The sequence below is a fragment of the Pseudomonas gregormendelii genome, assembly GCF_017114825.1.
GTDB lineage: Bacteria > Pseudomonadota > Gammaproteobacteria > Pseudomonadales > Pseudomonadaceae > Aquipseudomonas > Aquipseudomonas gregormendelii.
Genome location: NZ_JADEVO010000007.1, coordinates 144,380 through 158,582, shown reverse-complemented (window position 1 = coordinate 158,582; position 14,203 = coordinate 144,380). Strand labels below are relative to the sequence as shown.

The 14,203-nt window shown below is 60.2% G+C and carries 12 protein-coding genes; 4 read left to right on the top strand and 8 right to left on the bottom strand.

All coding sequences use genetic code 11. The annotated features are described in order from the left end of the window. The 3 genes from IMW75_RS07755 to IMW75_RS07745 form a co-directional block, all read right to left on the bottom strand. Positions 1 to 2,442 carry a TonB-dependent siderophore receptor gene (locus IMW75_RS07755; RefSeq protein WP_205892253.1) on the bottom strand — a complete coding sequence of 814 codons (2,442 nt, stop codon included), beginning with the start codon at positions 2,440 to 2,442 and terminating at the stop codon, positions 1 to 3. A gap of 153 nt (positions 2,443 to 2,595) precedes the next feature. Next, positions 2,596 to 3,570 carry a FecR domain-containing protein gene (locus tag IMW75_RS07750; RefSeq protein WP_205892252.1) on the bottom strand — a complete coding sequence of 325 codons (975 nt, stop codon included), beginning with the start codon at positions 3,568 to 3,570 and terminating at the stop codon, positions 2,596 to 2,598. After that, the gene (locus IMW75_RS07745; protein ID WP_045059032.1) at positions 3,567 to 4,073 is read right to left on the bottom strand and encodes a sigma-70 family RNA polymerase sigma factor; all 507 of its coding nucleotides are present in this window, start codon (positions 4,071 to 4,073) and stop codon (positions 3,567 to 3,569) included. Before IMW75_RS07745 ends, IMW75_RS07750 begins: the two co-directional genes overlap by 4 nt. Before the next feature lie 200 nt (positions 4,074 to 4,273). On the opposite strand from IMW75_RS07745, the gene treS reads away from it, so the two are divergent. Further along, positions 4,274 to 6,340, top strand: coding sequence for a maltose alpha-D-glucosyltransferase (gene treS, locus IMW75_RS07740; RefSeq protein WP_205892251.1), 2,067 nt, complete (start codon positions 4,274 to 4,276; stop codon positions 6,338 to 6,340). Between the two features lie 113 nt (positions 6,341 to 6,453). On the opposite strand, the gene IMW75_RS07735 is transcribed toward treS, so the two are convergent. After that, positions 6,454 to 7,242 (bottom strand): AraC family transcriptional regulator, encoded by a 789-nt coding sequence (locus IMW75_RS07735; RefSeq protein WP_045059034.1) that lies wholly within the window; start codon positions 7,240 to 7,242, stop codon positions 6,454 to 6,456. Positions 7,243 to 7,327: 85 nt separating this feature from the next. Between IMW75_RS07735 and IMW75_RS07730 the strand changes: the two genes are divergently transcribed. Together IMW75_RS07730 and IMW75_RS07725 are read left to right on the top strand one after the other, a co-directional pair. Next, the gene (locus IMW75_RS07730; protein WP_205892250.1) at positions 7,328 to 8,326 is read left to right on the top strand and encodes a bile acid:sodium symporter family protein; all 999 of its coding nucleotides are present in this window, start codon (positions 7,328 to 7,330) and stop codon (positions 8,324 to 8,326) included. A gap of 596 nt (positions 8,327 to 8,922) precedes the next feature. Beyond that, complete coding sequence (locus tag IMW75_RS07725) at positions 8,923 to 10,023, top strand: polyamine ABC transporter substrate-binding protein (protein ID WP_045059036.1); 1,101 nt, start codon at positions 8,923 to 8,925, stop codon at positions 10,021 to 10,023. A gap of 64 nt (positions 10,024 to 10,087) precedes the next feature. Here the strand turns inward: IMW75_RS07725 and IMW75_RS07720 are convergent, their stop codons facing one another. Together IMW75_RS07720 and IMW75_RS07715 are read right to left on the bottom strand one after the other, a co-directional pair. After that, a complete protein-coding gene (locus IMW75_RS07720; protein WP_205892249.1) occupies positions 10,088 to 12,259 on the bottom strand; it encodes a hybrid sensor histidine kinase/response regulator in 2,172 nt (723 codons plus the stop codon). Between the two features lie 108 nt (positions 12,260 to 12,367). After that, positions 12,368 to 12,604 (bottom strand): hypothetical protein, encoded by a 237-nt coding sequence (locus IMW75_RS07715; RefSeq protein WP_045059038.1) that lies wholly within the window; start codon positions 12,602 to 12,604, stop codon positions 12,368 to 12,370. Between the two features lie 188 nt (positions 12,605 to 12,792). On the opposite strand from IMW75_RS07715, the gene IMW75_RS07710 reads away from it, so the two are divergent. Then, positions 12,793 to 13,134, top strand: a complete 342-nt coding sequence (locus IMW75_RS07710) for a YajG family lipoprotein (RefSeq protein ID WP_122838531.1) — start codon at positions 12,793 to 12,795, stop codon at positions 13,132 to 13,134. Between the two features lie 87 nt (positions 13,135 to 13,221). Here IMW75_RS07710 and uraH read toward each other — a convergent pair whose 3' ends face one another. After that, a complete protein-coding gene (gene uraH / locus IMW75_RS07705) occupies positions 13,222 to 13,632 on the bottom strand; it encodes a hydroxyisourate hydrolase (RefSeq protein WP_045059040.1) in 411 nt (136 codons plus the stop codon). Between the two features lie 10 nt (positions 13,633 to 13,642). Next, positions 13,643 to 14,101, bottom strand: coding sequence for a GlcG/HbpS family heme-binding protein (locus tag IMW75_RS07700; RefSeq protein ID WP_236695851.1), 459 nt, complete (start codon positions 14,099 to 14,101; stop codon positions 13,643 to 13,645). Between the last annotated feature and the right edge of the window lie 102 nt (positions 14,102 to 14,203).

Genomic DNA, 14,203 nt, shown 5'->3' with positions numbered 1-14,203 from the left:
TTAAAAGGTGGGAGTGTATTTGACGCTGAACATCAGGTTGCGTGGATCGCCATAGTTGTTATTGCCATTGAGCTGGTTATACCCCGCCGTGATGTAGCTTTTGTCGAACAGGTTGTTGGCGTTCATCGCCAGGCCGATCTCCGGAGTCAGCTGATAGCCGACACGGGCATTCCACACGGTGTAGCCCGGCACCTCGTAAGTGTGTTCGTAGCCCAGGGTATGACTTTGCGTGGTGAAGCCCAAGCCGGTGCTGAGGCGGTTGAAGTCGCCACTGAACTGGTAGTCGCTCCATACCCGCAGCATGTGCTTGGGCGTCCAGGTACTGAAGGTCTTGCCTTCATTGTCCGGGTCGTCGAGGTACTTGGTGGTGTTGTAGGTGTAGCCGGCGAACAGTTGCAGGCCATTGAGCACTTCACCGCTGATCTCGGCATCGAGCCCCTGGCTGCGGACTTTCCCCGAAGCAGTGGAGCAATACCAGCCGTCACAGGCGAACCCCGAGGCCACATCGTTGACCGCGCGGTTTTCCTGGTCGTAGCGGAATAGCGCCAGGGAGGTGTTGACCCTGCCATCCATCAGTTCGCCCTTGAGACCGATTTCGTAGTTGCTGCCAATCACCGGCTTGAGCACCGAGCCGCTGGTGGTGCGAGCGGTCTGTGGCTCGAAGACATCGGTGTAACTGGCGTACACCGCCCATTCGCGGTTCAGGTCGTAGACGATACCGGCGTAAGGCGTGACTTCACCGTTCTCGCTCATGGTGCTTGGCACATTGGTAGTGGCGACATTGGCGAAGGCTCGCTGGTCCGCCGATTTGTAGCTGTAATCGTACCAGCTGACCCTGGAGCCGAGCACCAGGGTCAGCGGCTCAATCGGCTTGACCCGCCAACTGCCGTAGATACCTTTTTGCCGGATGTCGTATTTGCTGAGAGTTGCGCGGCCACCGGCAGTATTGAGCAAACCCTCGTAGCTGATCTCGGGCCGATGGTGGTCGATGTCGAAAATCGTGTCGCTGCTGTTGTTGAAAGTGCGGGCGAATTTGTCGTCGGACTTCAACTTTGAGTAGTTGCTGCCAAGCATGATTTCCTGGGGCATGGACAAGGCTTCAAAGCGCCCTGTGAGGTTCATGTCCAAGCCGATCTTGGTGGCATCGAAGTCAGTCGCGAAGTCGGCATATTGCACCCCGCTACCGTCGGCATTGATACCGGCTCCGGAGGACTGCAGGCGCTGGTTTATAGCGTCGTTGTCTTCGGTCATGCGCACTGCACCGACCTTGAGTGCCCAGTCGTCGTTGAAGCGATGTTCCATATCGGCATACACAGTGGTCAAGTCAATTTGTGAGTGGTTCCAGGTGGCGCCGGTGAAGGTCGAACGGGGCACGTTCAACCCGTCGCCATTGGTATAGCGGGGCAGGCCGCGAATGATCGGGCGCGACTCGTTGTCGGAGCGGCTGACGGCCAGTCCCAGGGTGGTATCCTCGCGCAAGTCGACGTCGAGAGCGCCGTATAGCGAGTGGGTTTTGCTCCATTCATAATCGGTGAACGAATGGCTGTCGTCCTCGTCGGCAACCAGGCGTCCACGTACCGTCCCGCTCTCATTCAGCGGGCCACCGGCATCCAGTTGCAGACCGTAACGGTCCCAGGAGCCGGCCTTGCCGGTGAGGGTCACGGTCGGTGCGTTCTGTCCGCGTTTGCGTACCAGGTTGATCGCACCGCCAGGGCTGCCGGTGCCTTGCAGCAAGCCCGATGCGCCGCGCAGCACTTCCAGGCGATCGAAGAAGATCAGGTCCTGGGTCGCCCAGTTGCCCAGGGCGTAGGTGTTGCGGGGGATCGGCACGCCGTCGTACTGCCAGTCATCTATCTGGAAGCCGCGGGAAGTGAGGATCATGCCTTTACCCACGCCTTGCACACCGACCAGGCCGGTGGTCTGGTTGGCGGCGTCCTTGAGGTCGGTCAGGCCCTGGTCGTCCATCTGTTTGCGAGTCATCACGGTGACTGACTGCGGAATTTCTTTGAGGGTGTGGGTTCCCTTGCCGATGGTCACGGCCCGCGCGGCATAGGAGCCGGAGCCTTCAGTCGTGGCCTCGACGCTGTTCTCAACGATGGTGGTCGCCCCCAACTGCACTGCCGCGCTGCCATCGGCGCCAGGCTCGACGCTGAAGTTGCCTTGCCCGGTCACGCGCAATTGCAGGCCGCTGCCGGTCAGTGCCTGATTCATCGCTTGTTCGGGGAGCATCCGGCCGACCACCGCAGGCGCCTGCTTGCCTTGTACCAGAGCGGGTTCAAGCGAGACGATGTGCCCGCTTTGGCTGGCAATCGCATTCAACGTGGCGGCCAAGGGGCCGGCCGGCAGGTTGAAGGTCAGGGGTTGCGCCTGGGCCAGGATGGGGCTGGCCAGGGTTGCCAGGGCAACAGCGACGGAAAGGGCGTGGGGCCACGGGTTGAACACAGCGTTCTCCTGATGATGTGAAAGTGTCAGGAGATAGGTGGGATGAGAAACGAAAACCGGACACGAATAAGAAGTATTTTCAAAAAAATTTTCGCTTGGAGTTTTGCACCCCTCTTGCGGCGAGCGCCACAGGGTCACAGCTTCCAGTTCCATTCACGTGTTTCGTGCCCGGATCAACGTCAGCCACGGGCTGTAGCTGTCCACCTGGATAGGCAAGGTTTCTGCCAGCGCGGCGAGGGTCCGGGCCGGGTCGTCGAGGGGGAATACACCCTGGACCCGCAAGTGACGCACCTGCGGCGCAATCCGGATGAATCCGCGCTGGTACGGACGCAGGGCCTCGACCACTTGCTCGAGGGGTTCGTCGAGCACATTCAGGCGTCCGACCAGCCAGTCGGCGCGACCACGCTGGTCGCCGGCCGTTGGCGTGATGCGCCCAGTGGCCAGCAGGGCGGACTGGCCTTCCTGCAGATCCCGTGTGGTGCCGTCCGGCAGTCGCAGCTGCACCGAATGCTGCAGCACAACGACCCGGGTGGCGTCCTGTTCCTGGGCCACCAGGAAACGTGTGCCCAGGGCCTGCACCTGCCCTTGAGCGGTGCGCACACGCAATGGACGTTGCGGATCGGGTGCCACCTGAATCACCAATTCGCCGTGACGCAGAACCACCAGGCGTTGCTGGTCGTCGAAGCGCAGGTCCACCGCGCTGTTGGCGTTGAGGTTCAGGCGGCTGCCATCTGCGAGGTTGTACCCCTGACGCTGACCGCGCCCGGTGCTCAGGTCGGCCAGTAAGGAATCCCCCAGCGGACTGCGGGCGCAGAGCCACAGACCGCCGCCCAGCAGACCCAGCCCGGCAATGACCCGCAGAGCATCCCGTCGAGAGCCTTGGGGTTGCAGCAGGATCTGCCGCGCTTCACCGGCCTGGCCCGGCACTCGGCGATCCAGGGCGCGCACGGTGTTGAACGATGCCCCGAGTCGCTCCTGCAGAGTCGTCCAGGCCTGCAGGTGCGCCGGGTCCATCGCCAACCAGGCATTGAAGCGCATTTGCAATGCGGCATCCGGGGTGCCGGCGCGAAGCTTGACCATCCAGTCTATGGCTTGCTCGCTGACCGGGTCCAGGCGCAGCTTGCTCATGGCGTGATCTCGCTCAGGTAGCACTGACGCAGGGCCTGCTTCATGTAGCGGCTGACGGTGCGCTCCGATAATCCCAGTTTCTGCGCAATGGCCACGTAGCTCAGCCCGTCGAGCTGGCTATAAAGGAAAGTCGCCTTGACGATCGACGGCAAGCCATCGATGGCCTTGTCGATGGCGACCAATGCTTCAATCAGCAGCATCTGCTCTTCAGGGGAGGGCGCCAGTGCTTCCGGCAGCAATGACAGGCGTTCCAGATAGGCCAGTTCCAGTTTGCGCCGACGGTGGCGGTCAAAGATCAGCCGGCGGGCGATGGTCGACAGGTAGGCGCGTGGTTGTTCGATGCTGTCCGGGTCGACCCGCGCCGCCAGCAGCTGGCAGAACGTATCGGCGGCAGTGTCCTCGGCATCCGCATGATTGCGCATTCGCTGCTGGATATGCTGCAGCAACCAGCGGTGATGGTCGCTGAAAAAGAAGCCCAGCTTGCGGGTCGAGGAGGGTTGCACCGGTCGGCGTTCCAGATGTGAGTGAGAATCGCTCTCAATATTACCTGCGAGATGATGGCCACTGCAATCACTCGATAGTGGCGTTGGTCGCGACGAAGATGCAACGAATGGCGCCCCAGGCCCTCATATGAAAACGAGCGGTGCTATTGGAGTGCAATGGCCGACTGCGATTTCGATTCTCGAACACAGGTGATTGTTATATGACGGCAGCGGAAAATAACCATGTGGCCTGGCTGGTTCAACAATCAATGCTGCACGCTGCCCGCCAGCGGGCCAAGCTCTACTCGGGGCAGGGCCGCCTGTGGCAACAGCCGTTTGCCCATACCCGCCCGCGAGATGCTTCGGCGTTGTCTTCAGTGTGGTTCACCGCGTATCCGGCATCCATCGTCACCCGCGAAGACGGCACTGTGCTTGAGGCACTGGGCGATGAAACCCTGTGGCATGCGCTGTCGAAAATCGGTATCCAGGGTATTCACAATGGGCCGCTGAAAATGTCCGGTGGTTTGCGCGGCACGGTCCAGACGCCAACCATCGACGGTAACTTCGACCGCATCAGTTTCGAAATCGACCCGCAACTGGGCACCGAGGCGCAGTTGCAGGCGCTGACCCGCATGGCCGCCGCGCATAACGCGGTGATCATCGACGATGTGATTCCTTCGCACACCGGCAAGGGCGCGGATTTTCGCCTGGCCGAGATGGCGTACGAGGATTACCCGGGTCTCTACCACATGGTCGAGATCCGCGAAGAAGACTGGCCCCTGCTACCGGAGATCGAGGAAGGTCGCGACGCGCACAACCTCAGCCCGCAGCAGGTTGATGTGTTGCGGGACAAGCATTACATCGTCGGCCAGTTGCAGCGGGTGATTTTCTTCGAGCCAGGGGTCAAGGAGACCGACTGGAGCGCCACACCGGTAGTCGTCGGCGTCGACGGCAAACCGCGCCGCTGGGTGTACCTGCATTACTTCAAGGAAGGCCAGCCGTCATTGAACTGGCTGGACCCGACCTTCGCTGCGCAGCAGATGATCATCGGCGACGCCCTGCACGCTATCGACGTGATGGGCGCAAAGATCCTGCGCCTGGACGCCAATGGCTTTCTCGGCGTGGAGCGCAAGCTCGATGGCACCGCCTGGTCGGAGAGTCACCCGCTGTCGATCACCGGCAACCAGCTGTTGGCCGGGGCGATCCGCAAGGCCGGCGGGTTCAGTTTCCAGGAGTTGAACCTCACCGTGGATGACATCGCCGCCATGTCCCACGGCGGCGCGGACCTGTCCTACGACTTCATCACCCGCCCGGCCTACCAGCATGCCTTGCTGATGGGGGATACCGAATTCCTGCGCCTGATGCTGCGTCAGATGCACACCCTGGGCATCGACCCCGGCTCGCTGATCCACGCGTTGCAAAACCACGACGAGCTGACCCTGGAGCTGGTGCACTTCTGGACGCTGCACGCCCATGATACCTACCTGTATCAGGGCCAGACCTTCCCCGGCAATATCCTGCGCGAGCACATCCGCGAACAGATGTACGAACGCCTGGCCGGCGAACATGCCCCCTATAACCTTAAATTCGTCACCAACGGCGTGTCTTGCACTACGGCGAGCATCATCACGGCGGCATTGGGGATTCGTGATCTTGACGCTATCACTGCGGCAGATATCGCGCAGATCCGTCAGGTGCACCTGCTGCTGGTGATGTACAACGCGATGCAGCCAGGGGTGTTTGCCTTGTCTGGCTGGGATCTGGTGGGCGCCTTGCCATTGCCCGCGGAACAGGTCGAGCACTTGATGCTCGATGGCGATACCCGCTGGATCCATCGGGGGGCCTACGACCTGGTCGATCTGAACCCTGATGCGCCCCTGTCCGCGGGACAGATGCCGCGGCCGAAGACGCTTTATGGCAGCTTGCCGACGCAGCTAAACGACCCTGACTCCTTCGCGTCTCAGCTGCAGAAAATCCTCGCCGCGCGCCGCGCCTATGACATCGCCGCCAGCCGCCAGATCCTGGTGCCGGATGTGCAGCACCCTGGGCTGTTGGTCATGGTGCATGAGTTGCCCGCCGGCAAAGGCACGCAAATCACTGCGCTGAATTTCGGCTCGACGCCGATCACCGAAACCCTGCACCTGCCCAACATCGCGCCGGGCCCGGTGGTCGACATCATTAATGAACGAGTGGAAGGCGACCTCACGGCCGAGGGTGAATTCACCATCACCCTGGATGCCTATGAGGGCCTGGCGCTGCGGGTGGTCAGCACTTCGCCTATGAATTAACGCTGCACAAAAGTCTTCGTAGGAGCCGGCTTGCCGGCGATTCGATGGTGCATTTGATGCCGCCATCGCTGGCAAGCCAAGCTCCTGCAGGGGCAGCTTGCAGCCACCAGCATCTACCGAAAAAACTCCCCCGGCGTTTCGCCAAACTGCTGCCGAAACGCCGCAATGAATGCCGAGGTCGATTCGTAACCGCAGGCCAGCGCCACATCGGTCACTCGTTCTCCCTGTTCCAACGGGGTGAGCGCGCCCAGCAGGCGCAGACGCTGGCGCCAGGCGCGGAAGGTCAGGCCGGTATCGCGCAGGAAGAGGCGGCTCAGGGTCTTTTCCGTCACGCCGAATTTCTGGCTCCAGTGCGCCAGGGTTGTCTGCTGTTCCGGATGGGCCTGCAGGCTCTGGTAGATCTGCCGCAAACGCAGATCCTGAGGCAGCGGCAGCATCAAGTCGATCGTCGGCGCCTCGGCGAGCTGGTCCAGCAATACCTGAGTCAGCCGCCCATGGGCGCCGTGCTGCTCATACTCTATGGGGATTTTACTGAAAGCCCTGATCAACTCGCGCAGCAGATCACTGACCCCCAGCACATGGCAACGCGGCGGTGCCCATTGCGTCACGCTGCAATCCAGGTACAGGCTGCGCATTTCCGTGCGCGGCGAGCTGAACACCCGATGCGGCATACCAGCCGGTATCCATACCGCCCGTTCGGGTGGCGCTACGAAGCGGCCCACACTGGTCTGCACCTCCAGCACGCCCTGAATCGCGTACGACAACTGCACCCATGGGTGACTGTGGCGGCGGGTTAACGCGCGATTGGGCAGTGATTCGGTACGACCGTAGACCGGTCTGGGCAGGCTGGGAAGCCCCGGTACACTGCGCCTTACGCTTTTTTCATGTCCTTTAGGCGGCATCAGCTGACTCATCGGCGTTAGTCGGTAATCAGCAGGCACGTTAGAGTCGGTGCCACGTACTTGGCAACCCCCGGATGATGATCTGATGACTCGCCCTCGTTTCCTGCCCGACAATTTCACCCTGACCCTGGTTGGCGTGGTCGTTATCGCCAGCGTGCTGCCTGCCAGCGGTCAGGTCGCCGTGGGCTTCGGCTGGTTGACCAACATCGCCATTGCGCTGCTGTTTTTCCTGCACGGTGCCAAACTTTCCCGTGACTCGATCATTGCCGGCGCCGGTCACTGGCGCCTGCACCTCTTGGTATTTGGCCTGACCTTCGTGCTGTTCCCGCTGCTGGGGCTGGCGCTCAAACCGCTGTTGACGCCACTGATTGGCGACGAGCTGTACATGGGCATGCTGTACCTCTGTGCGTTACCCGCGACCGTACAATCGGCGATCGCCTTCACGTCCCTGGCCCGGGGCAATATCCCGGCGGCCATTTGCAGCGCGGCGGCGTCCAGCCTGTTCGGGATTTTCCTGACGCCGTTGCTGGTGACCTTGCTGCTGGACGTGCACGGCGACGGCGGGTCAACCCTCGATGCGATCATGAAGATCAGCGTGCAATTGCTGCTGCCGTTCATTGCCGGGCAGATCGCCCGACGCTGGATAGGGGCGTGGGTGGGACGCAACAAGAGCTGGCTCAAATTCGTCGACCAGGGCTCGATCCTGCTGGTGGTCTACGGTGCTTTCAGCGAGGCGGTGAACGAGGGCATCTGGCAGCTGATTCCGGTATGGGAGCTGGCGGGCCTGGTACTGGTGTGCTGCATCTTCCTGGCGCTGGTGCTGGCATCTGCCACGGTGCTGGGCAAGGTGTTCGGTTTCAACCAGGAAGACCGTATCACCATCCTGTTCTGTGGCTCGAAGAAGAGCCTGGCCACCGGGGTGCCGATGGCACAAGTGCTCTTCGCCGGCAGCACCATCGGCGTGCTGATCCTGCCGCTGATGCTGTTCCATCAAATTCAGCTGATGGTCTGTGCAGTGCTGGCGCAGCGTTATGCCAAGCGCCAGGAGAGCGTCGCCGAATTGATGGGGAAGGTGGACCCCTGATGTGGCAGTAGGATTCGCATTCAACGGCAGGCAATTTTGCAGGCAGGTTTTATCTTCACAAGGTTCTAGCGCCAGAGCGAATCAATCTAATCGAGCAGTTTGAAAATCGAGGGTTTTTGCTATCCTGAAGGTGTAGGTGAAGACGCAGACTGATGCGCAAGCGGATAGCGAGGAGACGCGGGGCAGCGTTCCGAAGGGTACACGGTTAGAAAGATCTCCGCGCTGAGATCCAGCCCTGATGCCGTGTGAAGCACTAGTGCAGTACATACAAAGCGCTTGTGTGGGAGTCCTGATAAACCTTGTAAGCCGGAGACCAGCACTGGCCACCTACTCGAAATCTGAAGCCCGCTTAGAGCGGGCTTTTTCGTATAGCCTATAAAACCCTTCGACGTCCATTTGCGGACAAGTATTTTGGCCATTTCGATCCCCTTTTGGCCAATCGCCCACTGTGAACCGACCCTGCTGTCAGCAAGAATCGGTGGCAGTCGCCACGACGATCAGATTCCTGCTGCTCCTTGCCTTTGGCTATTTTTCAAGCCTGCTGCCGTGTACAGAACATAAAAACCATCGTACTGACGTCACACTTGGGGAAATCAATGCAAACGATGAAACGCATTCTCGGTGCAGGCCTGTGCGGGCTGACACTGCTGGCCGCCGCAGTACACGCCGAACAGCGCGAACTGAGAGTTTATAACTGGGCAGACTACATCCTGCCATCGGTGCCCAAGGACTTCGCCAAGGACACTGGCATCAAGGTGACCTGGGACACCTTCGACACCAACGAGTCACTGGAAGCCAAGCTGTTGACCGGTAACTCCGGCTACGACCTGGTAGTGCCGTCGAACCAGTTCATCGAAACCCAGATCAAGGCTGGCGTGTTCCAGAAACTCGATAAATCCAAGTTGCCGAACTGGAGCCATCAGGACCCGGAACTGCTCAAGCTGCTGAACAAGAACGATCCCGGCAATCTCTACGGCGTGCCCTATATGTACGGCACCGTGCTGATTGGCTTCAACCCGGCCAAGGTCAAGGCGGCACTTGGCGAGAATGCCCCGGTGGACAGCTGGGACCTGGTGTTCAAGCCCGAGAACATGGAGAAGCTCAAGGCCTGTGGCGTGGCCATGCTCGACTCACCTTCGGAAATCCTGCCGCTGGCCCTGCATTACCTTGGCCTGGATCCCAACAGCCAGAATCCCGATGACTACGAAAAAGCCAAGGCGTTGATGATGAAAATCCGCCCGTATGTCACCTACTTCAACTCCGCCAAATACATGACCGACATTGCCAACGGTGACATCTGCGTCGCCATTGGTTACTCCGGCAGCTTTTATCAATTCGGCAACCGCGCCAAGGAAGCGGGTAATGGCGTAGTAGTTGACTGGCGCCTTCCCAAGGAAGGCGCGCCGATCTGGTTCGATACCTTCGCCATTCCCAAAAGTGCGAAGAACGTCGAGGAGGCCCACGAGTTCCTCAATACCCTGCTGGACCCTAAAGTCATCGCCCCGATCAGTGATTTCCTCGGGTACCCCAACGCCAACAAGGATTCGATCGCGCTGATCAACAAGGACATTACCGGCAACCCGAACCTGACCCCGACCAGCGAAGCCCTGAAAACCCTTTACGTCGTGCAACCGCTGCCACAGAAACTTGAGCGGGTGCGTACTCGGGTGTGGACCAGTATCAAGTCCGACAAATAACCGCTCGCTCCACACCGTCGGCAAAACGACGGTGCGTGCGCAGCTTCGCTGGCCAGAGCGACAGCTATGTGCTGCCCAGGCCTGAATCGAGCAGCTCGCGCACCCGATGGCTCAGATCATTGAGGCTGAACGGCTTGGGCAATACCTGGGTAGACGCATCCATCGAGACCAGGCGCGAACCTGCGGCAAAACCGGTAATGAACAGCACATTGAGCGACGGGTATCGCCCCCTGAATTCCGCAGCCAGGCTGACTCCGTTCATCACGCCGGGCAAGCCGATATCCGTCAGCAACAGGTCCAGATGGTCGAGTTTTTCCGCCTGCTTGATGGCAGACACGCTGTCCACGGCTTCGATCACGCGATAGCCCATCTCGCTCAGAAACTCCGATACCATCTGCCGAATGGCTTTTTCGTCGTCCACCAGCAGGATGACTTCGTTGTGGGCTGCGGGCAGCATGGAATGCGCTTCACCGGCTTTTTTTCGGCTATGCCCCGGCTGCGAATGGTCTACCGGGAAGTACATGGTGACGGTCGTACCTACACCGAGGCTGCTGTGGACTTTGATCTGGCCTCCGGATTGCTGGGTGAAGCCATAGATCATCGACAGGCCCAGGCCTGTGCCTTCACCTATTTTCTTGGTGGTGAAGAAAGGGTCGAAGATGCGCGAGAGGATATCCGGGCTGATACCGGTGCCCGAGTCGGTGACCGAAATGCTGACATAGGTACCCTGGGGCATGTTCCTGTCAAAGGACGCTGGCGCATCAATAGTGCAGCGATCAACCATCAAGCTCAGAGTGCCGCCGTCTGGCATCGCATCCCGCGCATTGATGGCGAGGTTGAGCAGCGCATTTTCCAGCTGGTTGAGGTCGCAGCGGATGCGGTCGCTCGCTCTGAACGAGCACTCGACGACAATGCTGGGCCCCACCGAACGCCTGATCATTTCTTCCAGGCCCGCGACGACGGTGCGCGGTTCGAGCAGCTCGGGCTCCAGTGATTGTTGTCTGGAAAACGCCAGCAGCCGCTGAGTCAGGGCGGCCGCCCTGGAGGCGGAAGTCATGGCGACTGAGTTGTAGCGGGTGAGCTGATTGTGCTGCCCGGCGTCGATGCGTCGCTGCATCAACTCAAGGCTGCCAATGATCCCGGCCAACAAGTTGTTGAAGTCGTGGGCGATGCCGCCAGTCAGCTGGCCGACTGCTTCCATTTTCTGACTTTGCCGAAGCTTGGATTCTGCCATGGCCCGCTCTTGCTGTTCGGCCTCAAGCTGCGCGGTGCGCTGGGCGATTCGGTCTTCCAGCAAATCGTTCCAGTCGCGCAACGCTGACTCAAGTTGCACCCGGTCATCGACGTTCTCCAGGGTGCCATACCATTGCTCGCTGTGCCCGCCAGCGTCGAGGCTGCACAATGCGCGCACCCTGAACCAGGGTAGCTCGCCATCGTGCTTGCGCAATCGGACGTGCAGATCGAAGGGTTCCAGGGTCGCCAGCGAATGATCCCAGCCTTGGGCCAGGGATTGGCGATCGTCTGGATGGGCGGCTTGGGTCCACTCGCGACCCAGCGTTTGCGCCGGGTTCAGCCCGGTGTATTCGTGCCAGCGCTGATCGATGGAAATCAGCGCGCCTTGACTGTCGGCGCTCCAGGGCCACAACGGATTGAGCTCTGCGGCGATCCGGTAGTGCTTCTCGCTTTCGCGCAGTTTTTCTTCGGTGGAGCGCATGACCTGCAAGGCGTTGAAGCGTTTGAGGACCGCCCCCAGCAGATTGCTGTAGACCCGCAGGAAATCAATATCACTGTCGGTAAATTCGCGAGGGCAGCGGCTGTCGACTTCGAAAATCCCGAAGGGACGCTGATCGGTGGCCCCGTGTACCAGCACGTTGACGAACGCTTGCACGCCATTCCTGGTCTGGAAGTCGTGGTAGCGGAAGCGAGTTTCGGTGGCGACATTCACCGAGATCACCGGTAGATCAGTGTCCAGGGAGTAACGCTCCGGGCTGCCTTCACAGGCTTGCACCTGGACCTTGCCCACGACATCCGGCGTCCAGCCAATCCCGTTGCGCACCAGGAACGTGATGCCGTCTTCGCGCAACAACATGAACTTGGCCAGATTGGTTTCCAGCGCCTCACCCACCAGGCGACAGGCCTCGTCGAGGATGTGCTCAAGATCATCCGACACCAGGGCCAGCTCGCCAAATTCGGCAAGCACCTTGCGCTGGCGCAGTAGTGTGTCCTCGATGTCCATGGGTTTACCCGATCTGATTTTAATATCCGAGGGGTAGGGCGGCGGGTAGGTTCAACCGGTTTGATCGAAGGCTCGGGGTTTGCTCCCACAGCAAGGCAGCGGCCGAATCTACAGCCAGGTATCTGCCAGACGCCGGTCCAGCTCCTCCAGATCCGCCATGCCCAATACACGCGTGGTGTTCAGGCCGCGCAGGTAGCCGCGTAGCTGATTGGCAGTGTCCCGGGCCAGCTCCGGGCTCGGCGCGGGGTCGCTCAATAGCACGCTTTCGTACTGCACCAGATATTCGGCCACCCGTTCACGGTACTGGGGCAAGACGGCGTCGCGGATAAAGTCAAAAGTTCTCAAGTAGAGACCCTCATCGATCTTGTTAGATGGCGTGCCTGCCGGGACGGCGGGCAACTATTGCTAGAAGTAATAGTGAACATCACCAAAGGCAAGTTCTACTTTGCTGACAATACCCGGAAAATCACCACCATCGAACAGGGCGATGCCGTTCAACTGCTGAATCGCCCAATTTTTTCAGGATGAGATGGATGCGTGCTCTTTTTGTTTTTGCCATGGCGTTTGCCTCGTTGCTGCTGGCCGGTTGTGCCTCCGCGCCGAACGATCCGACCATGACCTTGCAGACCAGCAAGACTCCGGCCCAGTACGCTGACTGCGTCGTACCGAAGTTGCAGGGCAGTGCGCTGCATCCGACCGTTTCCCAGACCCAGCGCAGCTACCGGATCGTGGTGCCAAGCAAAATCTCGGCGGACAACGTGCTGGAAGCCTACAAGGCCGGCCACGGCGGCAAAGTGTTCATCTATGAGCGGCACTTGCTGGCGTCGAATTTACTGCCTTCCAGTTTTGAACGTGCAGCACAGGACTGCATCTAAGGTTTACTACAGAGCTCCTTTGGTTGGCCGCAACCAACCAATTTTTTAACCCCGCACCTCATTCGGTTGCGGGGTTTTTTTTGCGCTTTAGTTACCCCGGTAGGTCGAAAACCCGTAAGGACTGAGCAGCAGCGGGATGTGGTAGTGAGGAACGGTGCCATCCACCTCGAAAATCACCGGTACTTCCGGGAAGAAACTGGCCACCTTGTGCGCCTTGAACCACTCGCCGGTCTTGAAGGTGACGCGGTAGGTGCCTTTCTCCAGGTTCTGGCCTTCCGGATACAAACCGGTAACCCGCCCCTGTTCGTTGGTCGCGGCGCTGTTGAGCATGTCCCAGTTCTTGCCGTCCTGTTTTTCCAGCGTGACGTTGACCCCAGGGGAAGGCAGGCCATCCTGCAAGTTGAGTACGTGGACGCTCAGCGGGTTGGCTGCCGCTGATGCCAGGGTCGACAGGGCGCTCAATACGACGCCGGCAAAGAGAGATTTCAATACAGTCATGGTGATTTCCTTAGTGTTTAACAGCAGGGAGGACTTGGTTGATGGCAGCCAGTGCACAGCCTTCATCGAATGCAGCGCCACCGGCGCCGGCCACTCCGATGGCGCCGATCACCTGGCCCTCGAACTGCAATGGCACGCCCCCACCCAGCAGTAACAATTCACCCAAGGTGTTGAGGTTTTCTGCATCCGGGGTGCTGCGAGCTCGCTCGGCGAGAAGGCGGGTCGAGGTCTTGGTCGATAGCGCGGTGTAGGCTTTGCGTTGAGCGGCCAGCGTGTTGTGCGGGCCGACGTTGTCGTCGCGCTGCACGGCGACCAGGTTGCCGCCACGGTCGACGACGACGGCAACGGCCGTGCGGCCATCGGCGTGGCAGGCGCCCAGCGTGGCATTGAGCAAGTCATTGGCCAGCGCCAGCGTCACGTCCATCCGCGGCACTGGCGCCTGGGCGGCGTGGACGAATACAGGGCTCATGGCGAGTGTGATCAGCAATGAAGTCGATAGGCCGGTACGCATGCTTGTTCCTTGATCAGGGCGGGTTGAGTCATTGGTCGCCATGATGCCCGGCCCGTCCGC

What these genes read in the sequence shown, in the direction of transcription:
- IMW75_RS07750 (WP_205892252.1), bottom strand. Translation starts at nt 3,570, where the DNA reads ATGAGCAAGCTGCGCCTGGACCCGGTCAGCGAGCAAGCCATAGACTGG.
- treS (WP_205892251.1), top strand. Translation starts at nt 4,274, where the DNA reads ATGACGGCAGCGGAAAATAACCATGTGGCCTGGCTGGTTCAACAATCA.
- IMW75_RS07735 (WP_045059034.1), bottom strand. Translation starts at nt 7,242, where the DNA reads ATGCCGCCTAAAGGACATGAAAAAAGCGTAAGGCGCAGTGTACCGGGG.
- IMW75_RS07730 (WP_205892250.1), top strand. Translation starts at nt 7,328, where the DNA reads ATGACTCGCCCTCGTTTCCTGCCCGACAATTTCACCCTGACCCTGGTT.
- IMW75_RS07725 (WP_045059036.1), top strand. Translation starts at nt 8,923, where the DNA reads ATGCAAACGATGAAACGCATTCTCGGTGCAGGCCTGTGCGGGCTGACA.
- IMW75_RS07720 (WP_205892249.1), bottom strand. Translation starts at nt 12,259, where the DNA reads ATGGACATCGAGGACACACTACTGCGCCAGCGCAAGGTGCTTGCCGAA.
- IMW75_RS07710 (WP_122838531.1), top strand. Translation starts at nt 12,793, where the DNA reads ATGCGTGCTCTTTTTGTTTTTGCCATGGCGTTTGCCTCGTTGCTGCTG.
- uraH (WP_045059040.1), bottom strand. Translation starts at nt 13,632, where the DNA reads ATGACTGTATTGAAATCTCTCTTTGCCGGCGTCGTATTGAGCGCCCTG.
- IMW75_RS07700 (WP_236695851.1), bottom strand. Translation starts at nt 14,101, where the DNA reads ATGAGCCCTGTATTCGTCCACGCCGCCCAGGCGCCAGTGCCGCGGATG.